The 19752-nt window shown below is 64.6% G+C and carries 21 protein-coding genes and 1 riboswitch; of the genes, 2 read left to right on the plus strand and 19 right to left on the minus strand.

Features of this window, described 5'->3' with window-relative positions; genetic code table 11:
• Window positions 1-98 precede the first annotated feature (98 nt).
• A riboswitch (glycine riboswitch) is annotated at window positions 99-196 on the minus strand.
• A gap of 95 nt (window positions 197-291) precedes the next feature.
• Window positions 292-831, minus strand: a complete 540-nt coding sequence (locus ACNQOP_RS16580) for a TetR/AcrR family transcriptional regulator (protein WP_416405178.1) — start codon at window positions 829-831, stop codon at window positions 292-294.
• Window positions 832-903: 72 nt separating this feature from the next.
• Here ACNQOP_RS16580 and ACNQOP_RS16585 point away from each other — a divergent pair, with 72 nt between their 5' ends.
• Window positions 904-2451: an MFS transporter gene (locus tag ACNQOP_RS16585; RefSeq protein ID WP_416405179.1), complete on the plus strand. Its 1548-nt coding sequence runs from the start codon at window positions 904-906 to the stop codon at window positions 2449-2451.
• 58 nt (window positions 2452-2509) lie between these two features.
• Here the strand turns inward: ACNQOP_RS16585 and ACNQOP_RS16590 are convergent, their stop codons facing one another.
• Complete coding sequence (locus ACNQOP_RS16590) at window positions 2510-3325, minus strand: sigma-70 family RNA polymerase sigma factor (RefSeq protein WP_257368936.1); 816 nt, start codon at window positions 3323-3325, stop codon at window positions 2510-2512.
• Window positions 3326-3535: 210 nt separating this feature from the next.
• Here ACNQOP_RS16590 and ACNQOP_RS16595 point away from each other — a divergent pair, with 210 nt between their 5' ends.
• Window positions 3536-4087 (plus strand): flagellar protein FlgN, encoded by a 552-nt coding sequence (locus tag ACNQOP_RS16595; RefSeq protein WP_416405180.1) that lies wholly within the window; start codon window positions 3536-3538, stop codon window positions 4085-4087.
• 554 nt (window positions 4088-4641) lie between these two features.
• Here the strand turns inward: ACNQOP_RS16595 and csrA are convergent.
• The 17 genes from csrA to ACNQOP_RS16680 form a co-directional block, all read right to left on the minus strand.
• On the minus strand, window positions 4642-4881 hold the full coding sequence (csrA, locus tag ACNQOP_RS16600; RefSeq protein ID WP_235518896.1) for a carbon storage regulator CsrA: 240 nt from the start codon (window positions 4879-4881) through the stop codon (window positions 4642-4644).
• 4 nt (window positions 4882-4885) lie between these two features.
• Window positions 4886-5851, minus strand: a complete 966-nt coding sequence (locus ACNQOP_RS16605) for a hypothetical protein (protein ID WP_416405181.1) — start codon at window positions 5849-5851, stop codon at window positions 4886-4888.
• Complete coding sequence (locus ACNQOP_RS16610) at window positions 5829-7880, minus strand: flagellar biosynthesis protein FlhA (protein WP_235518894.1); 2052 nt, start codon at window positions 7878-7880, stop codon at window positions 5829-5831. The genes ACNQOP_RS16605 and ACNQOP_RS16610 overlap by 23 nt, the downstream gene beginning before the upstream one ends.
• Window positions 7877-8962 (minus strand): EscU/YscU/HrcU family type III secretion system export apparatus switch protein, encoded by a 1086-nt coding sequence (locus ACNQOP_RS16615; RefSeq protein ID WP_416405182.1) that lies wholly within the window; start codon window positions 8960-8962, stop codon window positions 7877-7879. Before ACNQOP_RS16615 ends, ACNQOP_RS16610 begins: the two co-directional genes overlap by 4 nt.
• Window positions 8962-9720 (minus strand): flagellar biosynthetic protein FliR, encoded by a 759-nt coding sequence (locus ACNQOP_RS16620; protein WP_257368941.1) that lies wholly within the window; start codon window positions 9718-9720, stop codon window positions 8962-8964. The genes ACNQOP_RS16615 and ACNQOP_RS16620 overlap by 1 nt, the downstream gene beginning before the upstream one ends.
• A 1-nt stretch (window position 9721) precedes the next feature.
• Window positions 9722-9997 (minus strand): flagellar biosynthesis protein FliQ, encoded by a 276-nt coding sequence (fliQ, locus tag ACNQOP_RS16625; protein ID WP_159708780.1) that lies wholly within the window; start codon window positions 9995-9997, stop codon window positions 9722-9724.
• Window positions 9997-10740 (minus strand): flagellar type III secretion system pore protein FliP, encoded by a 744-nt coding sequence (gene fliP, locus ACNQOP_RS16630; protein ID WP_235519720.1) that lies wholly within the window; start codon window positions 10738-10740, stop codon window positions 9997-9999. Before fliP ends, fliQ begins: the two co-directional genes overlap by 1 nt.
• A gap of 122 nt (window positions 10741-10862) precedes the next feature.
• On the minus strand, window positions 10863-11408 hold the full coding sequence (fliO, locus tag ACNQOP_RS16635; RefSeq protein WP_416405183.1) for a flagellar biosynthetic protein FliO: 546 nt from the start codon (window positions 11406-11408) through the stop codon (window positions 10863-10865).
• Window positions 11409-12134, minus strand: coding sequence for a flagellar motor switch protein FliN (fliN, locus tag ACNQOP_RS16640; protein WP_284985909.1), 726 nt, complete (start codon window positions 12132-12134; stop codon window positions 11409-11411).
• Window positions 12131-13027, minus strand: coding sequence for a flagellar motor switch protein FliM (locus tag ACNQOP_RS16645; protein WP_284985908.1), 897 nt, complete (start codon window positions 13025-13027; stop codon window positions 12131-12133). The genes fliN and ACNQOP_RS16645 overlap by 4 nt, the downstream gene beginning before the upstream one ends.
• 63 nt (window positions 13028-13090) lie before the next feature.
• Window positions 13091-13912, minus strand: coding sequence for an OmpA/MotB family protein (locus tag ACNQOP_RS16650; protein ID WP_257368946.1), 822 nt, complete (start codon window positions 13910-13912; stop codon window positions 13091-13093).
• Window positions 13909-14721 (minus strand): motility protein A, encoded by an 813-nt coding sequence (locus ACNQOP_RS16655; RefSeq protein ID WP_349471992.1) that lies wholly within the window; start codon window positions 14719-14721, stop codon window positions 13909-13911. Before ACNQOP_RS16655 ends, ACNQOP_RS16650 begins: the two co-directional genes overlap by 4 nt.
• 3 nt (window positions 14722-14724) lie before the next feature.
• Window positions 14725-15069, minus strand: coding sequence for a flagellar FlbD family protein (locus ACNQOP_RS16660; RefSeq protein ID WP_416405184.1), 345 nt, complete (start codon window positions 15067-15069; stop codon window positions 14725-14727).
• Between the two features lie 155 nt (window positions 15070-15224).
• Window positions 15225-16397 carry a flagellar hook protein FlgE gene (locus ACNQOP_RS16665; protein ID WP_235518879.1) on the minus strand — a complete coding sequence of 391 codons (1173 nt, stop codon included), beginning with the start codon at window positions 16395-16397 and terminating at the stop codon, window positions 15225-15227.
• A gap of 46 nt (window positions 16398-16443) precedes the next feature.
• Entirely contained in the window at window positions 16444-16884 is a 441-nt protein-coding gene (locus ACNQOP_RS16670) for a flagellar hook assembly protein FlgD (protein WP_235518877.1), read from the minus strand.
• Window positions 16885-16898: 14 nt separating this feature from the next.
• Window positions 16899-19085, minus strand: a complete 2187-nt coding sequence (locus tag ACNQOP_RS16675) for a flagellar hook-length control protein FliK (protein ID WP_416405185.1) — start codon at window positions 19083-19085, stop codon at window positions 16899-16901.
• Entirely contained in the window at window positions 19085-19750 is a 666-nt protein-coding gene (locus ACNQOP_RS16680) for a C40 family peptidase (protein WP_416405233.1), read from the minus strand. Before ACNQOP_RS16680 ends, ACNQOP_RS16675 begins: the two co-directional genes overlap by 1 nt.
• Window positions 19751-19752 lie beyond the last annotated feature (2 nt).

Consider the following 19752-nt stretch of genomic DNA (forward strand, 5'->3'; position numbering starts at 1 on the left):
GTTTCCGCGTTGTTGGAACAACATCGCTTGCACCGTCGGTGAGCACAGCGCTCTTTCACCCTTCGGTGGTCAGAGCGCCTGCTGCTTTCCAGAGTTGCCTTGCCGCGGCGGTGCGTGGGCCTGAGAGATTCCTGGGGAGGGTTTGCTCCTACGGCGCCTGCATCACGTGCTTGCAGGACTCTCCCGCCGCAGATCATAGGCAATGTTCAGTTATAACGCGGCCCGAATTCAGGCAGGCCACAAGGGTTAATTGTCCTACGTGTGGCGCGTCGCCGCAAATGGGATGATGCGCTACTTCCGCAGCCGCTCCAGCACTCCGAGCAGGATTTTGACGTCGGCTTCCCGGCCGTCGTCGCCGGCCTCCTGGCCGCCCTCGAACATTGCGTTGAAATACAGTCCGTCGCCCATGTAGCTAACGGCCTTCGCTACCTCGGGTCCGACATCCTTGGCCAGGACATCAAGCCACTGCTTTTGGATTCCGGCAAACCTGCGGCGCGTTTCTTCGTGGGCAACCTCAGCCAGCCGCGTAGCAGCGACGAAAGCGCGGTCCATCGGCGTCCCGGCCCACAACGACGTCCGGATGAAGTAGGCAGCGGCGCCGTCCGGCGCGGCCCTCATCTGCTCAATGTCCTGTACTGCCAGTTGGTCCAGGCGTTCCAGGAGGGCACTAATCAGCGACTCCTTGTTCGGAAAGTGGTACAGCAAACCGCCCTTCGAGACGCCCGCACGCTTGGCAACTGCATCGAGCGTGGCGGCCCGCTCCCCTACCTCTATAAGGAGGGCTTCGTAGGCATCCAGGACGGCGTCCCGGGCAACTGGTTTTCGTGGCATGAGTACATCATTCCCTAAAGGTTTGCTGAGGATTAATTTGAAACTATACCGTCTGGACGGTACAGTAAGGACATGTTCTCGCCGTCCTCCACCCAAGCTCCCCGTTCAGCTCGTCCCGTCATGGGCCCTGCACCGTGGCGCGACTGGACGGCCCTGGCACTCCTGATGTTCCCGGTACTGCTGGTGGCCGTCGACAACACCGCGCTCACCTTTGCCCTGCCCGAGATCGCCCGATCCCTCGATGTCGGTGGTGTGCAACTGCTCTGGATCGTCGACGCCTACCCCTTGGTCCTGGCCGCGCTGCTGGTCTCCATGGGCAACCTCGGCGACAGGATCGGACGACGGCGGCTGCTTCTGATCGGCAGCACAGGCTTTGCTGCGGTTTCGGCTGCTACGGCGTTCGCGCCTTCCGCGGAATGGCTGATTGCCGGACGCGCCGCCCTTGGCGTTTTCGGCGCCATGCTGATGCCCTCGACGCTTTCCCTGATCCGGAACATCTTTACCGACCCCAACCGCCGCCGGCTCGCAATTGCCGTGTGGGCGGCCGGGTTCTCAGGCGGTGCTGCCCTCGGGCCGATCTTCGGCGGTTGGCTGGTGGAACACTTCTGGTGGGGCGCCGTCTTCCTGGTGGCAGCCTTCCTGCTGCTGCCGCTGCTTGCCTTCGGTAGGGTGCTCATCCCTGAGTCCAAAGACGCGAACCCGGGCCGGGTGGATGTCCCCAGCATCGCTTTGTCCATCTTGACCATGGCTCCGTTTGTCTACGGCATCAAAGAATTCGCAGTGCACGGCTTTGGGGCATCAGCGGCGGCGTTCATGCTTTTCGGTCTGGTGATGGGTGTCCTCTTCGTCCGACGCCAGCAGAGGATCGACAGCCCGATGCTGGATGTCAGCCTGTTCAAGAACAAGGTGTTCAGTACGGCAATCGTTGCCAACGTACTTTCCCTCTTCTCCATGACCGGCTTCATCTACTTCTTCGCCCAGCACCTGCAATTGGTTGAAGGCCAGTCCCCCATGGAGGCGGGTATCGCAATGATCCCGGCCCTCCTGGCAACAGTCATCGCCGGACTGCTGGTGGTGCCCCTGGTCAAAAAGGTCCGGCCCGGTTTTGTGGTGGCCGGAGGGTTGACGCTCAGTGCCATTGGCTACTTCGTGGCTGTTGTGGGCGACCACGGCAGCGGCCCCGTGTTCCTCCTGTCGGCCCTCACAGTTCTTGCTATTGGCGTGGGCGCGGCGGAGACCATCTCAAACGACCTCATCCTGGCCTCCGTACCGGCTGACAAATCCGGGGCAGCATCAGCCATCTCGGAGACCGGTTACGAATTGGGTTCGCTGTTGGGAACGGCTGTCCTTGGTTCCATCCTCACGGCCTCCTACCAGCACAACCTGGTCATACCGGACGGCGTATCCGGCCACGCCGCTGAAAAGTCCGGGGAAACCCTGGCCGGCGCCGTTGACGTTGCTACCACGCTCCCAGCGCCCTTGGCTGAAGCCTTGACGGCCTCGGCACGCGTCGCCTTTGACTCCGGCGTCCACATCACTGCGGCGATTGGGCTGGTACTCATGGCCGGAGCGGCTGCCCTTGCCGCCGTCGTACTCCGGCGTGTCCCCAGGGCGCACTAGCCGAGTCTACGCAAGGAGGCCGGGTCGCTGAGCGGCCCGGCCTCCTTCGCATCAGTGTCTAAACGGCGCTGTTGAGTGAGGTCCCCAGGCCAAAGCCGCGAGTGATTCCACCCGTGGTTGCCGCGGCAAGGGATGAAAGATAGTCATTGCGGCGGCGGGCAGTGATGCGCGATTCCGGTTCGAAAACCTGGTCGGGCGAATCGGCGTAATGGGCCGCCAGGCCGTCGCGCATGAGCCGTATCCCCTCAGCCCGCTGCTGCGAGACGGCGGCATGCGTGGAACCCAGTTCCTCGGCAAGCTCCTTCACGGACCGTCCCGCGAGATAGATCTCCTGGACCACGAAGCGCATTTTTTCGGGGAGGGCATCGACGGCGGCACGCAGGTACTTGATCCGCTCATCAGCCAGCACCGAGTGTTCCGGGGAATCCGTGGGGGACGCAACGGTGTCCGCCACCACCTCATCCAGTGAAGTCAGCGTCCGGGATGCGTCCACCAGGGCAGCTTCAACATGGCTACGCTCGACACCCAGGGCCGAAGCCATCTCGGCGACGCTGGGACCCCGTCCCAGCATGCTGGTCAAGGTCTCCTGGACGCCCAGGGTTTCCTTGATCCGCTTGCGGGCCGACCGCGTAGCCCAATCTCCGGCTCGCATCTCGTCCGCAAAGGCACCTACGATCCGGCGGCGCGCGAAAGCACCGAACGGAACACCGAGGTCCGGATCGAAGGAATCAGCAGACGTTATCAGGGCAACGGCACCGACAGAAGCAAAATCATCGCGCGATAAATGCGACGCGCGCGCGCAAAGGTCAGAGACCAGGTAACCAACGAGCGGAAGGTGCTGCAACACCAGCTCGTTGCGCTGTTCGCGATTCAAAAGTGAGTCCCCCCATGAGACCGGATTATTGAGTTGCAAACCCGACTTCTTTGCCGTTTCGCCGATGTCCAGAGACCAATCAGAGCATCGTTGTTGAGCGTTCAATCAGGTACGTATTCAGTGAACATACCACCTCAAAAGCTCCCTGCGTGTACGCTCGACAGAAGTAAAGATAAACCCTGCCAAATTGTGATTTTGGCGGGCCATAAAATGAATTGGGGAACCGTGGGGGCGGACGAGCTATCGGCAACGCTGTGGCGCGAACGGAGGCAGCTGGATTTCCTGCTTTTCCTCCTCGAAACACAGCTCCTGCATCTCCGGGCAGGCAACTGGCACCGGTTGACCTTCACCGCGGCCGAACTCGAAAAAGTCCTGGAAAATCTACGTTTCGAATCCCTCGCACGCGGGGTGGAGGCCTCGGCCCTGGCGGCCGAATGGAAAGCCCCGGATCAATCCACCCTTCCATCCCTTATTTCGCTGGCGCCCCCGGGTCTGTGGCCCGAACTCCTTGACGATCACCGCCGGGGACTGACTGCGTTGTTGGCAGGAATTGACCTTGCCGTTGCCCGGAATGTCGAGCTGTTGAATGCTCCGCCGGACGAGGCCGGGATACCCTCGCCGGCGTCGGGCACCGATGAGGCACTGGTTAGCGACGTTGCGGACTTGGACCTCCTGGCCCGTGATTCGAACATCCAACGCGCCTTGGCTGCAGTGCGCTCGGCTACCCTGCCCACGCTGCGCGATTTCCTGGAGCTGGACTAGCCCCCCCTCGACGCTCCATCACATCCCGGCGCCTTCCGCCCAACCCTCCATCACAACCCACCCCCATCAGCCCAACCCTCACTCACAACCCACCCCCATCACCCCAACCCTCACTCACAACCCACCCCCATCACCCCAACCCTCACTCACAACCCACCCCCATCAACCCAACCCACCCCCATCAGCCCAACCCTCCATCACAACCCACCCCCATCAGCCCATTCAGCCCAACCCTCCATCACAACTCTGCGCCTTTGGCAGTAGACGCCCATCCGTGAACCGCATTTACTGCGCCACCATGGGTGGCGAGCTCTTCCCGCGGATCCCAAGGCCCGGCGTCGACCTTCCCCAGGAGGACGCATCCGGCTCAACCGGGCGGGACGTGAGAGAGGATCCCCGCCCAACTGGGCGGGACGTGAGAGAGCGCCCCGCCCAACACGGTGGAACGTGAGAGAGCGTCCCGCCCAACACGGCGGGAGGTGAGAGAGCGTCCCGCCCAACACGGCGGAACGTGAGAGAGCGTCACGCCCAATAGGGCGGGATGTGAATGAGGGTCAGGCTTTGGGGGCAGGCGGGCGGAGGGCCGCCAGGAGTTCCTCGGCGTCGGGGCCGGCCTGGGTTGCTGCCAGGTTGGCTGCGGCGATGGCTTCCACCACCTCGCTGCGCTGGATGGACACTCCGCGGGGAGCCTCGATTCCGATCCGGACGCCGTCGCCGCGCCCTTCCATGACGGTGATGACAATGTCGTCCCCGATCATGATCTTTTCGCCCGGCTTACGCGTCAGTACCAGCATGCTTTCAATTTACCTTTCCGAGGACGGGTGCGGTGGCGGGTTTGCCATCCACCCAACCGACAGGAATGTCCAGCCTATCCACCGTTTGCGGACTCGCGGTTTCCGAGGCACCGATGACGGCGAGCGCGTCAACACCCAAGGACTCCCCTGCCACGACACGCTGGAGTGCCTGTACCCAGGCCTGGGTGTCTTCCGCTTTGTGCCGGGCGTCGACCACCACCCACATTTGGTCGGCGGCCAGGAGGGAGATGTCCGCGCCATGTAATGGCACGTCCCCCGGGCGTCCGAGCCCGAACGCAACCACCACGGTCTGGCCGGTGAGGACGGCTTGGGCGCGTGCCGCCGTCGTGCCTTGCCTTCCTTGGACGTGAAGGTGGCCGAAGGCGGTGAGCCGTCCCGCGGTGCGGACATCCGAGCCTCCGGCGGCTATGGACATTTCCAGGGCCGGTCCGAGCGCGTCGTCGCCGAGGCCCAAGAGGACGATGAGGTTACCGTCGCCGGTCATGGGCTGCGGAACCTTCGGCATGGGCTTAGGGGCCGACGGCGGCAGGGTCGCCAAAGCCGGCACGGAGGGGGACGGACCAGCCGGCTGGAGTTCCTTGCCGAGTTGTTCCAGCAGGCCCGCGAAGTCCGGGGATGCGGTGGAGACCGGCGAGGGGGTGGGCTGGTGCATCTCGAGTTCGGCGGCGTCGGCTTGCTCCAGGAGTGCCGCGATGGCTGGCCCGTGGAGTTCGTGAACGGGACTTGGCTCAACAAGCCGGGCAGTCAGCGGCGCCTGCTGGCCAGCGGGTTCAGGGACGTCCGACACCTCCACTGTGGCTTCGAACCTGGCTGCGGCGAACAGTCCCACGATTCCCGGATTGGTGACCTTCTCGGCCGAGACTATGCGCGCGCCGGGTCCGTACTGCTTGAGTGCTTTGGCGCGAATGGCTTCCAGCGACGCACCGCTAAGCTTGTAGCGCTTCTGCATGGCGGACCACCCCCACCGTCTCGATACGGATGTTGGCGGAGGTCACTTCGCGATACGAGAGAACGGGGACACCGCCGTCGGGGGCTGCGACGAGCCGCCGTATCGCTGGACGCAGGGTTGGTGCACACACAAGCACGGCTTCCCGGCCGGCAGCAGCGGCTCCGTCGGCAGCGGACTTCAGGGAGTTCAGGACGCTGTCCAACTTCGCCTGGCCCATGACAATCTGGGTCCCGCCTTCGCCTGGACGCATGTCTTCCAACATGGACTGCTCCAACAACGGATCGATCATGATCACGTTGAGGACCTCACCGTCCATGTACCTGTCTGCCAGCACCGGACCCAGCGCGTGCCGGGCGGATTCCACCAGCGATTCCGGGTCGGTGGAAACCTTGGCCCGCAGCGCCAGCGCTTCGTAGATCCGCGGGAGGTCGTTGATGGGGACCTGCTCTTCGAGGAGTCCTTGGAGCACGCGCTGGATTTCCGCCAGGGACAGCAGGGCAGGCGTAAGTTCTTCGACGGCGGAAGGGCTTTGTTTGCGGACCCCTTCGGTGAGCACCCGTACGTCTTCGCGGGTCAGGAGCCGGGCCGCGTTTGCGGTGATGATCGAAGACAGGTGCGTGACCAGGACGGAGACCCGGTCAATCACCGTGGCTCCGGTCATTTCGGCGCTGTGCCGCATTTCCGTGGGAACCCATTTGCCGGAGAGACCGAACACGGGTTCCACGGTTGCGGTGCCCGGCAATGCGTCCAGGAATTCGCCCAAGGCAAGCAGCTTGCCCGACGGCGCCACTCCCCTTCCAGCCTCGACGCCGGCGATGCGGATGGCGTAGGTGGAGGGCGGCAGGTCCATCGCGTCGCGTGTACGGACGGGCGGGACCACGAGCCCCAGTTCCATGGCGATCTTGTGCCGGAGTGACCGTACCCGCGCCAAGAGGTCATCGGAGGCACCGGAAACAATGTCCACAAGGTCCGGTGCGAGCAGGATCTCCACAGGGTGGACGCGCATGTCTTCCATGAGCCGCTCGTTGGGGTCCTCCTCCCCGGTCAAAGCTGCTGCGTTCTCTGTCTCCTGCGTTTCGGCCTGGAGTTTTTGTGCTGTGGCTACACGCCTGGAAGCGAGGACCAGCAGCGCGCCCACCACCACGAACGGAAGGATGGGCATGCCGGGAATGAGGGCCATGCTGCCGGCGGCCAGTCCTGCGATCAGCAGCGCGTTGGGTGATTGCATGAGCTGCGAGGAAGCGGTGCGGCCCATGTCTTCTTCGGCATTGGACCGGGTGACGATCATGCCGGTGGAGACGGCCATGAGCAGTGCGGGAATCTGGGTGACCAGGCCATCGCCCATGGTCAGGAGGCCGTAGGTGTTCAGGGCATCCCCGGCGTCCATGCCGCGCTGGAGCACGCCAATGGCGATTCCGCCTACGAAGTTGATGATGATAATGATGATGCCCGCGATGGCATCACCCTTGACGAATTTCGAAGCACCATCCATGGCACCGTAAAAGTCGGCTTCTGCGGAGACTTCAGCACGCCGCTTCCGGGCTTCGGCGTCGGTAATGAGTCCGGCGTTGAGGTCCGCGTCGATGGCCATTTGCTTACCGGGCATGGCGTCCAGGGTGAAGCGTGCGCCCACCTCGGCAACACGTTCGGCACCCTTGGTGACCACCACGAACTGGATGACCACCAGGATCAGGAATACCACGGCGCCGATGATCAGCGAACCGCCAACCGTGACCTTGCCGAACGCCTCGATGACCTGTCCCGCGAAGCCCTGGCCCAGCACCAACCGGGTGGACGCCACGTTGAGTCCCAGCCGGAACAGCGTGGCTACGAGCAGCAGCGACGGGAAGACGGAGAAGTCCAGGGGCTTCTTCACGAACATGCTGGTCAGCAGGATCAGCAACGCCAGGAGGATGTTGCACACGATCAGGAAGTCCAGCAGCGCGGCCGGCAGCGGAACAACCAGCAGCAGCACAATTCCTACGATGCCAACCGGCACGGAAAGCCGGGCGAACTTGTTGTTCTTCATGCCTGCATACTTTCTTTCATCTGATGGATTCCCCGTGCAGTTCCGCGTTTCTTCAGCGACATCACAAAGGCCAACACTCCGGCGACCGAGCGGTACAGCTCAACCGGGATCTCCTGGCCCAACTCGCAGGCCGAGTGCAGGGCCCGCGCCAGGGGGATGTCCTGGACCATGGGCACTCCCTTGGCTTCGGCTTCCTCCCTGATGCGGGCAGCGATCAGCCCTGAGCCTTTTGCCACGACGCGCGGTGCCGATTTACCGGCGTCGTACTTCAACGCAACTGCCACGTGCGTCGGGTTGATCAGCACGACGTCCGCGTCCCCAATGGCGCCGATCATGCGGTTGCGGCTCATGCTGAGCTGGCGTGAACGCCGTTGGGATTTGATGAGGGGGTCGCCGTCGGTGCTTTTGTTCTCGTCCTGGACTTCCTTCTTGGACATCCGCGTTTTCTTGCGGTTGCGGCGCATCACCACGAAGATGTCCGCCGCTGCCAGCACCAGCCCTGCGGCGACGGCGAACTGGATGAGCGCGCCAATTCCCCCCGCAGCCGCTGCCAAAATCCCGGCAACCGGAAGCCCGCCGGCGGTCAACAGCACCGGCATCAGTCCCTGCACCACGGCGTAAAGGACAAGACCCACGACGGCGGTCTTCAGGAGCGCTTTGACGCCTCCCCATAGTGCCTGGCCGCCGAACATGCGTTTGAAACCGGCGAGCAGGTTGAAATGCTCAAACTCGGCCCGGAACTTCTTGAAGCGGATGCCGCCCTGCAGGGCCGAGCCTGCCAGCACCACCACGGTGACAACCATGAGCAACGGCCCCAGGATTCCGGCGAGGGACCCCAGCCCTGCTTCCAGTGCAGCAACGGCTTTAGCGGGATCAGGCTGCGCGATGACGCTTTTCACGGTGAAGAGCTGGTCGACGGCCGCGTTCGAGGCGTGATCGATGGTTGCCGGGAGCATCGCCGCGGCGGCCCCCACTGCCAGCCAGGCCATGAGGTCCTGGGAACGGGACAGTTGCCCCTTTTCCCGGACTTCGCGCATGCGTTTGTCGGTGGCTTGTTCGGTCTTCTCTTGTGAATCCGCCACTAGCCCACCCCCATCAGAGTATTGGCTGCCTGCTCGGCAAGGGTGGAAACGAGCCGGGGCAACGCCAGGAACAGGAATCCTGCCAGCGCCAGCGTGATGAAGATCTTGAGCGGAAAGCCGAGGGAAAAGGCGTTGAGGGCCGGGGCCACGCGGGTGAGGAGTCCGAGCCCGACGTCGGCGAGCACCAGGACCACCAGGAGCGGACCGGCGATCTGCACGGCGGCGAGGAACATGCCGGTGACGGCGCCGATCAGGGCCTCGATGGGACGGCTGAGATCGATGCCACCCGCCAGGGGCAACGCATTGAAACTTCCCATGAGGCCGCCAAGGACCATCTGGTAGCCGTCCGAGGCGAAAAGGAGCGCAAGGGCCGCCATTTGAAGGAGCCGGGTGAACTGGGCCCCATTGACCATCATTTGGGGATCGAATGCCTGCGCCATTTGGAAGCCGCTGAAGAGGTCCACCAGGCTGCCGGCGGACTGGATCGCTGCGAAGATTACCATGACCAGGAAGCCCAGGACCAGGCCGGTGACCAGTTCCAGGACCACGGCCATGACGAAACCTGCCGTGTCCGACGGGACGGCTCCGGACGAGAGCCGTTGGGAAACGGCCAGCCCCAACCCGATCCCGAGCATGGCTTTGATGCGGGCCGGGATGGCGTGGTGGGCGAACGGCGGAGCGACCACCAAAAAGGCTGTCATGCGAACCGATGCCAGCAAGAGGACCTGGATCCACGACTGGTCGACGGGGATGTCCACCTCACGCTCCGCCGATCAGGCCGGGGATGCGGGCGAACAGCTCATTGGTGAAAGCCACCATTTCCGAAATCATCCAGTGGCCACAGACCACCAAGGCGATCGCTACTGCAACAGCCTTGGGGACGAATGACAACGTTGCTTCCTGCAACTGCGTGATGGACTGCAGGAGCGAAATCGCCAGTCCCACCACCAGTGCGGTAACCAATGTGGGTGCGGCGAGCTTGGCTGCGACGATCATGGCCTGGAGGCAGATGTCCAGGACTGCATTGGTATCCATCAGCCGCTCGAATAGCTCTGGATCAGGGACGTGATGACCAGTCCCCAACCGTCCACCAGGACAAACAACAGGATCTTGAACGGCAGCGAGATCATCACCGGAGGAAGCATCATCATGCCCATGGACATGAGCGCAGCGGATACCACGAGGTCGATGACCAGGAAGGGGATGAAAATGACGAAGCCGATAATGAACGCGGCACGCAGTTCCGAAATCATGAAGGCCGGAACCAGTGTCTGGAACGGCACGGCTTCAGGGTTGGCGGGGTTGTCCATCTTCGCGGCCCGAGTCATCAGCGCGATGTCCTCTTCCCGTGTGTGGGCCAGCATGAAGTGTTGGAGCGGAGACCAACCCGCGGACATTGCACCGTTGAAGTCCAGCCCGCCGTTCAGGTATGGCTGCACGGCCGCTGTATTGATGTCCGAGACCACGGGCCACATGACGAACAAGGAGAGGAACAGCGCGAGTCCGGCCAGGACCTGGTTGGGCGGGATAGCCGGCAAGGAGAGGGCGTTCCGGGTCATCGCCAGCACCACGAAGATCTTGGTGAAGGACGTCATCATGAGCAGCAGCGCGGGGGCTACGGAAAGCAGCGTGATCCCGATCAGCGTTACGACCGCCGTGGAGGGTGTCCCGTCCAGGCCGTTGATGTCTATGCTGACGTTCCCGGAACCGGGTGCCGCAGGCGGAGTTGGAGGCGTGGGCTGCGTGGGATCGATGGGGGTTGCCTGGGCGGCTGCCATTCCAAGCAGCAGCAGAACGCCCGTGAACAACACGACTGCCGCAGCAGAGAACAACTGCGGCAGTGCGCGCCGGCGTGCGGCAGGAAATGGCCGGCCCGGCAGGCCGAACCCAGCAGTTCGGATCAATTGCGGCGTCCCCGGATGGCATCCGAGGCTTGCCGCCAAGTGGAAGCGGACAGGATGGAGCCATGCATGGGGTGCTCCGGCATTTGGCCTCGACGGTGGAGTTCGCTCCGACGCCGAAGCACCGGCAGCGAGTCCGTTACCGGCTCCGGAAGCGACCCAGTGAGCGGCTGCGGCCGAAGTTCAGGCTGGGGGCGAAGTTCAGGCTGGGGCCGACCCGATGCCTGCCGGAACAGCTCCGCGAAGCTCCCGGCCGACTGGGCTCCCACTGCTTCCTCCGGCTCCGGCGCTATGGCAGGCGTGTCACCGCTGTGGAGCACTGTCACCGCGTGCTCGGTGACGCCCAACAGGAAACGCTTGTCCCCGGCGTCGACCACCACCACCGACGCTTTCTGGCCTACCACCTGACGGCTCACGACCGTCAGCGCGGCATCCGCGCGCCGGCGGCCTTTGCCCTTGCCGAGGCGCTTCTGCACCAGCCAGATGAAGCCCAGCACGGCGCCGAGGGCCACGAGCACCCGCAGCCCGAGGATCATTGTGTCCATCTACAGTGTTCCCTCGGACCCGTCCAGGATGCGGGTGATGCGCACTGCATAGTCCTGGTCCACCACTACAACTTCGCCATGGGCGATCAGCCTGCCGTTCAGCAGCACATCCGCCGGTGCACCGGCTGACCGGTCCAGTTCAATGACCTTCCCGGGCTCGAGTGCCAGGGCGTCCCGCACTGACATCCGGGTACGGCCGATCTCCACGGTCAACGCCATCTCAACGCTGCTGATCAGGCCCAAGCGGGCAGCCAGCTCGTTACCCTGTCCACGGGCACCGGCATCAGTGCCAGTACCGTTGTCCCGCACACGGACAGCGAACCAGCCGAAGGGGGCACCGCCGTCGTTCAGTTCAAAAACTGCAGTATCGGGGTCCGAGAGCAGCGCGGCTGAGTCCTCCTCGCGCACCTCACCCAACACGCCGGCGTCGAACGCTGACGCGGCCTGTTCCAGAGCGGGACGCAGAACGTCGCCGGCCTGCACGGCATGCTGGACCGCACCACCCAGCCCGGCTCCACCGGCGGCGGCCAGGAACGACCGGTCCACCAGCAGCAGCGCAAAATCGGCCGTCAAGGCTCCAACAAACGTGGCAGTGACGGCCGGAGAAGCATAGGCGGCCGCGTCCTGCGCCGGAACGATGCCGGCAACACGGAGGGTGGATGCGCTGGGCAGGTGCAGCGCGAGGCGCTCGGCAGCAGCCGCCTGCAGGGTCAAAATGTTGCTCATCGCTGATGCTCCTCGGTTGTGACGATGACTGCGGCGGCGCGGGAGCCGTTGCGGGCGGCCGCGGCGGTGGCCAGGCGGGTGCCGTTGATGGTGACATCGAACGGACGGTTTTCAAGGTGCGGCAGCGGCAGGACATCTCCGACGGCGAGACCCAGGATTTGTGCGGGTGTCACCGGTGCGGCGGTCAACTGTACGGCCACATCCACCGGCACCTGCGCCAGTTGGGTGCGGACCAGTGCTTCGTTGTCGACGCTGTGGACCATGGGGTTGACATCGCCGAGCCTGGACAGCAGCACGTCGGCAGGAACTGCCAAGGTGGCCGCGCACTGGGTTTCCCCCACGTTGACGTTGAAGGACGCCACGATCATGAGCTCGGAGGGGGCGGCCGCCTGCGCGAACTGGGAGTTGTACTGGATGCCGTCCATCGTCACGGCCTGCGTCAGGAGGTTGCCCAAAGAGTACCGGAGGTCTTCCAGCACTTCCTCCACCATCCGGGAAACCAGTGCGTGTTCGATCTGGGTGAACTTCCGCTCCGGCACTGCGGTTTCCGTTGAACCCCCCAGCATCCGGCTCAGCCACGACAGGGCGGCCGTAGCGGGGAACTGGATGACCAGGCGGGATTCGCTGCCATCAATCCTGCAGAGCACCATGGACGTGACCGAAGGGAGGGAGGCCGAGTATTCGTCGTAGCTCTGCATGCTCAGCTGTTCCAGCGTGGCCGTGGACTTCAACCGCACCTTGGCTGTGAGCTGCGTACCCCACTGCCGGGCGAAGGTTTCGAAAGCAACTTCCAGGACCCGGCTATGCTGGCGCGGCAAAGTGGTGGGTCGACGGAAGTCGTAGACCTCTACGGTGCGCTGGCGTACCGCCGCGCGATCTTCCTGTTCTCCCACGGACGGCACTATCGGCACGTCGGAGAAGCGCGTAAGACGTTTCCCGCTACGACTATTTGGACTCTATTTCGCAGCTTTCGCCGCCGCCGCGGATTCCTTGGTCTGGGCTTCTATCGCGCCGGGAATCAGCGCACGCACATCCTCCGGGCTGGAGGACAACAACACCACGTCCACGCGCCGGTTCAACTCCATGAGTTCCTCGGTGGAGTCGTCCGTCACCTGGCGCGCAGCACCAAAAGCCACCGCACCGATCCTGCCAGGCGGCATGCCGGCGTCGTCCACGAAGTACCGCAGGACGTTGACGGAACGGGCCGCCGACAGCTCCCATGTGGATGCATAGGCCGTGATTCCCTTGGCTGCGTGGCCCTCCACCATGACTTCAAGCCCGGAGCCCACCACGGTGGGTGCGATGGTCTTCAGGATCTCGAGGGCGCGGTTGGTCAGGTCCGGCATGTCCGGTTGGAAGAACGTCTGGGAGCCCACCAGTTTCACGGACAGACCCCGCTCGCCGACGTCGAACTGCACGTTCGCGCCAAGGCCCTGGGCATCGAGTTTGGCCTTCATTTCATGCTCAAGGGCAGTGAGCTTGTCGGCTTCCTTGATGGCCAAATCCAGTGCCGAAAAACCCTCGCCGTCGGAAGCAGCGAGCTCCGCCGGGACCACAACGCCAGTAGCCGTATCCACTTTCTGGCTGATCTGGGTGCCGAAGCCCGTGGCCAGCGAATTGCGCAGCTTCTCGAACTTATCCTGATCCACCGAGGACATGGCGAACAGGACAATGAACATGCACATCAGCACCGTGACCATGTCCATGTAGGAAGCCATCCAGCGTTCGTCGACGTGGTGCTCCTCGGGCTGGGCACCCCGCCTCCTCCGGGACCTCATGCTGCCTTGGACGCCGGCAACTTACCGGACTTGCCGCCGTCGTCCGCTTTTCCGTCTTTGGACTTGGCCTTGGCCCCTGCGGGCGCCATGGCCCGGAGCCGTTCGGCCAGGAGCAAGGGCTGGGTGCCGTTCTGCACAGCGAGCAGGCCCTCCATGAGGAGCGTCATGCGTTCGATTTCCAGCTCGGAGAGGCGCTTGAGCTTGGCACTCAACGGCAGCCAGATGAAGTTCGCGGACAGCAGGCCCCAGAGGGTGGCAACGAAGGCTGCCGCGATCATCGGCCCCAAATGGTCGGGCGATGAAAGGTTCTCCAGGACGTGCGTCAGGGAGACCACCGTGCCGATGATGCCGATAGTGGGCGCGTACCCGCCCAGGGCCGCGAAGAACTTGGACGACACGTGGTCGGCACGCATCTTGGTGTCGATTTCGTCCTCCATGAGCAGGCGCAATTCCTCTGCGTCCGTCCCGTCTGCGATGTTCTGGAGGGAGCGCTGCAGGAACGGATCCTTGGCGTTGTTGGCCTCCTCTTCCAAGGAAAGGAGGCCCTCGCTGCGGGCCTTCTCTGCGAGGCGGACCAGCTCGTCGATGCTCTCCGTGGGCTTGGCGGGCTTGCCGAGGAAGGCCTTGGGAACGTCCTTGAAGGCCTTGATGACATCCGCGAGCGTGTTCCCTGCCAGGCCCACCGCGATGGTGGCGCCGAAAACCAGGATCATTGGTGCCGGCAAGAGCAGCGACATGAGGTTCGCGTGCTCCAGGGTGACCATGGCCACCACGGATGCGAAGGCCAGCAGCAGGCCAAGAATTGTCATCGACTACATTCCGTTCGGGTGGTTGTTCGGCTGCGGCTCGGGCTGCGGCGCGTCGGCCGGGCCGGGCTCGGGCTCGGGCTCGGGCTCGGGCTCGGGCTCGGGCTCGGGCTCGGGCGACCGGACCAGGCTCAGCGGATACCCTGTGCGTGCGGGAAGATCCTGGGCACGGCGAAGGACACTGGCACGGTAATCCGCGATCAGCTCCACCACCTCGGCGAGCGATTCCCGCACGACGTAAGCGGCGCCGTCGAGAGTCACCAAGTGGGTGTCCGGACTCTCGTGGATCCGTTCAAGGATGTCCGGGTTCACGGCGAAGCGTGTGCCGTTGAGGCGGGTGACAACGATCATGGGCCGTTTCTGGTCAGGGTGTGGCTGGAAGTGGTGCTGTCCCCTACTGTCGGCCGGACCGGGCCGGGCGTTAGCTTGCGTGCAGCCCTCTCCCGTCCTTGTTCGGTTATCCGCACGTACTACGCGGCTGGAATCCGGACAAGGACGGGATCTGCTTAGCGCTTCAGGTTGCTCAGTTCCTGCAGGACCTCGTCCGAGGTGGTGATGATGCGGGCATTCGCCTGGAAACCACGCTGGGCCACAATCAGGTTGGTGAACTCCTGCGACAGGTCCACGTTGGACATCTCCAGCGAACCCGAAGCCAGCGAGCCAAGACCGCCTTCACCGGCAACCCCAAGCTGGGCCGCACCCGAGTTGGCCGTGGCAACATACGCGGAGCCTCCGGCCTTCTCCAGGCCTTCGGGGTTGGTGAATCGCGCCAGGGCCACGCGTGCCAGGACTTCCTTGGCACCGTTGCTGAAGGACCCCACCAGGGAACCGTCGCCAGCCAACGTGAACGACTCAAGTTCGCCCGCTTCCGCGCCGTTCTGGCCGGTAACGGAGAGGGTACTCATCTGCGCGAAGCCGGTGACCGCGCCCATGTTCACCGTGATTCCACCAACCGTCATCGTCCCGCCGGACGTCAAAGCACCGTTGGCGAAGGTCAAGGTGCCCGTTCCATTGGCTCCGTTGGCGTCCGCACCGGCCACATTCCAGCCCGTGGCCGAACGGCTGAACGTCAGGGTGAGGCTGCGCTCCGCCCCGTTGGCGTCGTACACCTTCACCTGGCGCTCCACGGAGGTGCCCACAGCGGCGTCGGAAGGCAGGTTGCCGCCCAAGGTGGCGTTCGTCGTCGCAACAGCCGGCGCGGTGGTGCCCGGCGACAACGTGATGGGCCCCGTTGCGCCGCCCGGGTTGACCACGCCGTTGGTGGCCGTCCAGCCCTGGAGGATGCCGCCGTCGGGACTGACCAAGCGGCCCGCAGCGTCCATCTGGAAGTTGCCCGCGCGGGTGTAGTACTGCTGGGTGCCCTTGCCGGTGACGAAGAAGCCCTCACCGGAAATCATCAGGTCCGTGCCGCGGCCCGTGCTCTGCGACGATCCCTGGCCGAAGTTGGTGCTCACGCCAGCCACCCGGACTCCGAGACCGATCTGTGCTGGATTGGAACCGCCCACGTTCTGCTGCGGTCCCGCCGCGCCCTGCGTCATCTGGGAGAGCGTGTCCTGGAACTGGGCGGACGAGGACTTGTAGCCGGTGGTGTTCACGTTGGCGATGTTGTTGCCGGTGACGTCGAGCATGGCCTGGTGGGCTCGGAGGCCGGAAATTCCGGAGTACAGCGAACGGAGCATGGTGTTGCCTTTCTTCGGTTTGGTTCGGGGTAAGTGTTTTTGGGGATCAGGTGGTCTTCTTGGGCTCGACGGGCGCTGGTGCCGTCATGCCGGTGATCAGGTCCAGGGGCACTTTGGCCTGCCCCACGGTCACGGTGGGTACACCGTCGGCGAACGACACCGCACTGGCGACGCCCGCGCCCTTGGTGCCGTCGGCGAGCGTATAGCTCACCTCGGTTCCGATGATCTGCGCCGCAGCGCTCCGCATCTGAAGCGAGAAGCTCTCCTTGGACCCGGCTGTCAGCTCGGTCATCTTCTCCATCATGGAGAGCTGCACGGACTGGCTCATCATCTGGTTGGTGTCCATGGGGGCACTGGGGTCCTGGTACCTCAGCTGGGTGACCAGCAAGGACATGAAGACCTCCGAATCCATGGCCTTGACCGGGCTCCTTGGGGTGCTGCCCGGGGCTGCGCCGTTGTTGGCCGCGATTGCGGGAATGGTTGTCATGCTCGTCTCTTTCGTCAGGCCAGGATGTCCAGGCGGTTCGGGCTACCCGGGCGGCGTACGACGCCGGGTGGCAGCTGTGGTTGGGCATCGGCACCTTCGTGCCCCGCTTCGCCGGGCCCTTGTTCGTTGGGGCCTTGGGTGCGGGTCCCTTGTTCGCCGGGCCCTTGTTCGCCGGGCCCTTGGGTGCGGGTGTCCGGGTCACGTGTTCCGCTGCCGGGACCTGAGCCGTGCCCTGTTCCTTGGCCGGGATCCCGTCCGCTGCCTTGCCCGGGATCCCGTCCGGCGTCGGGTGGGCTGTTCTGTGAAGAGAGGCTCAGGCTCGCGCCGGAGTCCTCGAGGCTTCGTCGAAGCTCCGGAAGGACATGCCGCACCGCGTCCCTGCCCGCGTCCCCGGGTGCGAACAGTTCGATTCGCACGCCCGCGGCGTCGATGTGGGCCCTGACCGTGAGGGGTCCCAGGTCGTCCGGGGCAACACGCAACGTCATCACGTGTTCCCCGTGTCCCGCCGAGGCCAGCGAAAAAAGTGGTGCGGCGAGCTGGGGTGCGAGGGCCGGTTGGGCTGCGCTAGCCAGCGGGGTTGGGGTAGCCGGCGGGGTCGGTATGGCTGGCTGGGTTGGGATGGTGTTGAGCTGCGGGGGTACAGGCTGCAGGCTCGGGGGAATTTGTGAAGCCTGCGTGACTTGGACTGCCTGGAGAGAGCCCGATTCGACGCTTCCCTGCTGGTTAGACGCAAAGAAGCGTCTGTCGTGCAGCGATCCGTCGAATTGGAGGGCCGGAGACAGCACCGAAGCAGTGCCCACCCCTACCCCTGCACTGGTGCCCACCCCTACCCCTGCACTGGATGGAGGAATGGGCTGCGCCGGCTGAGGGTTGCCGGCAGCGGCAAGCCCTGTGTTCCCTGCAAGCCCAGCCGCACCAGCACCCGCCACGTTCCCGGGTAAGCCGCCGGGCCCGGGCACACCCGATTCGGGGGTTTGCTGCGAATCGTGCCGTGCGTTCGGCACACTCCGCAGCGAAGCATCGAATTGGAGAGCACCAGAAAGTGCCGGAGGGGCATCAACTGCTACCCCGATGCCAGGAGCCGCTGCCCCGGGCACGCCCATTTCGACGGCTTGGTGCCCATTAGACGGTAGGAATCGTCTAGCCGGCAGCGAAGCGTCGAAATGGGTGGCCGAACGAATCCCGGGCACGCCAACATCTCCCTCAATCCGGGCCAATCCCGACACCCCGGCAGCCGCATAAACACCAGCGGGCACTGCAGACGCCAGTGCACCCGATTCGGGGGTTTGCTGCGAATCATGCCGTGCGTTCGGCACACTCGGCAGCGAAGCACCGAATTGGAGAGACGACGAGACCTCGACCCCTCCCCCGGCACTGGATGGAGGCGTGGGCTGCGTTGTCTGATAACCGGAGGCAGCGGCAAGCCCAGCCGCACCAGCACCCACCGTGTTCCCGGCCAAGCCGCTGGCTCCCGGCACGACGGCCCCCGCCCCACCGGCCACGGCACCCGCCGCTCCAGCCACCATGCCAGCACCGGGCACGCCGGCCTCGGGCACGCCCGATTCGGGGGGTTGCTGCGAATCGTGCCGTGCGTTCGGCACACTCCGCAGCGAAGCATCGAAACGGAGAGAGGAAGAGACCTCAACCCCTCCCCCGGCACTGGACGAAGGGGTGGGCTGCTTCGGTTGAGAACCGGAGGCAGCGGCAAGCCCAGCCGCGCCAGCTCCCACCGTGTTCCCGGCCAAGCCGCCGGCCCCCGGCCCACCGGCCCCCGGCCCACCGGCCCCGGGCACGCTGGCACCCGCCACGTTCCCGGCCAAACCACCGACCCCGGGCCCACCAGCCCCGGGCACGCCCCGCTCGGGGGTTTGCTGCGAACCATGCCGTGCGTCCGGCACACTCGGCAGCGGAGCATCGAAACGGGCTCCCCCGGCAATCCCGAAAGGAAGCGCGGGAAGAGCATTGGCCGCTCCCCCCGGGCCACCCACAGAATCCCCGGGCGCGTCCGTTTCGATGGCCCGCTGCGAATTAGACGGCAGGGAACGTCTATCCTGCAGCGCACCGTCGAGCTGGCCGGCGGGGTGGGCTTCGGCTGCCATCACGGCCTCGAAGGCGCCGGCGTCCCCTGGGCCATGAGGCATCCGGGCGCCGGAACCAAGCTGGGGACCAAGGAACCGCGGACCCGCGGCAACGGCGGACATCAGGACACCCCGGCCGGAACAATCCGACGGATCGAGGTCAGGTTGGAGTACTTTTCCCAGGCGTCCCGGATCTGGATGGTCTGACCGGGCACTGGTGCGTCGATGGCTTTCCCGTTGCCCAGGTAGATGGAGATGTGCTCCCCGCCGTAGCTGACAAGGAGGTCCCCTGGCTTCGCTTCGGCCAGTGAGGCCACAGGGGTTCCTTTCTGCATCTGGTCACTGACCACACGGGGCAGCTCCACGCCAAGGTCCTTGAAGACCCGTTGCACGAAACCGGAACAGTCCATGCCTACTGCCGGGTTGGTTCCACCCCAGACGTAGGGCACACCGATGTACTTCTTGGCTGCTGCAACCACGGCGTCACCCGACGTCGTACCGCTGCTGCCGCCGACAGCCGCCGCTCCGGTGGCCGCCGTCGTGCTTCCCAAGGCCGCGTTCGAAGAAGTCGCACTACCTACGGCCGGCAGCAGGGAACCCAGGCCTGAGGCAAGGGAAGTGGAGGTGCCCATCGCGCTGCTCAACGCGGAAGCGAAGGAAGCAGCATCAGAGGCTGAGGCAGCCGAGCTCCCCGAGGAGGCTGAAGAGTCCGGGGTAGAACGGGTCGGCGACGTCAGCTGTTGCAGGGATGCTTCGATGTTCTGTATCCGCCCAATGGCGTCGGTCATGC

It is taken from the genome of Arthrobacter sp. LFS091 (assembly GCF_047977885.1).
Lineage (GTDB): Bacteria > Actinomycetota > Actinomycetes > Actinomycetales > Micrococcaceae > Arthrobacter.

Excerpts from the sequence above, each read along its gene's own strand:
- ACNQOP_RS16580 (WP_416405178.1), bottom strand. The coding sequence starts at position 831 with ATGCCACGAAAACCAGTTGCCCGGGACGCCGTCCTGGATGCCTACGAA.
- ACNQOP_RS16585 (WP_416405179.1), top strand. The coding sequence starts at position 904 with ATGTTCTCGCCGTCCTCCACCCAAGCTCCCCGTTCAGCTCGTCCCGTC.
- ACNQOP_RS16595 (WP_416405180.1), top strand. The coding sequence starts at position 3,536 with ATGAATTGGGGAACCGTGGGGGCGGACGAGCTATCGGCAACGCTGTGG.
- csrA (WP_235518896.1), bottom strand. The coding sequence starts at position 4,881 with ATGCTGGTACTGACGCGTAAGCCGGGCGAAAAGATCATGATCGGGGAC.
- ACNQOP_RS16605 (WP_416405181.1), bottom strand. The coding sequence starts at position 5,851 with ATGCAGAAGCGCTACAAGCTTAGCGGTGCGTCGCTGGAAGCCATTCGC.
- ACNQOP_RS16610 (WP_235518894.1), bottom strand. The coding sequence starts at position 7,880 with ATGAAGAACAACAAGTTCGCCCGGCTTTCCGTGCCGGTTGGCATCGTA.
- fliQ (WP_159708780.1), bottom strand. The coding sequence starts at position 9,997 with ATGGATACCAATGCAGTCCTGGACATCTGCCTCCAGGCCATGATCGTC.
- fliP (WP_235519720.1), bottom strand. The coding sequence starts at position 10,740 with ATGGCAGCCGCCCAGGCAACCCCCATCGATCCCACGCAGCCCACGCCT.
- fliO (WP_416405183.1), bottom strand. The coding sequence starts at position 11,408 with ATGGACACAATGATCCTCGGGCTGCGGGTGCTCGTGGCCCTCGGCGCC.
- fliN (WP_284985909.1), bottom strand. The coding sequence starts at position 12,134 with ATGAGCAACATTTTGACCCTGCAGGCGGCTGCTGCCGAGCGCCTCGCG.
- ACNQOP_RS16650 (WP_257368946.1), bottom strand. The coding sequence starts at position 13,912 with ATGAGGTCCCGGAGGAGGCGGGGTGCCCAGCCCGAGGAGCACCACGTC.
- ACNQOP_RS16655 (WP_349471992.1), bottom strand. The coding sequence starts at position 14,721 with ATGACAATTCTTGGCCTGCTGCTGGCCTTCGCATCCGTGGTGGCCATG.
- ACNQOP_RS16660 (WP_416405184.1), bottom strand. The coding sequence starts at position 15,069 with ATGATCGTTGTCACCCGCCTCAACGGCACACGCTTCGCCGTGAACCCG.
- ACNQOP_RS16665 (WP_235518879.1), bottom strand. The coding sequence starts at position 16,397 with ATGCTCCGTTCGCTGTACTCCGGAATTTCCGGCCTCCGAGCCCACCAG.
- ACNQOP_RS16670 (WP_235518877.1), bottom strand. The coding sequence starts at position 16,884 with ATGACAACCATTCCCGCAATCGCGGCCAACAACGGCGCAGCCCCGGGC.
- ACNQOP_RS16675 (WP_416405185.1), bottom strand. The coding sequence starts at position 19,085 with ATGTCCGCCGTTGCCGCGGGTCCGCGGTTCCTTGGTCCCCAGCTTGGT.
- ACNQOP_RS16680 (WP_416405233.1), bottom strand. The coding sequence starts at position 19,750 with ATGACCGACGCCATTGGGCGGATACAGAACATCGAAGCATCCCTGCAA.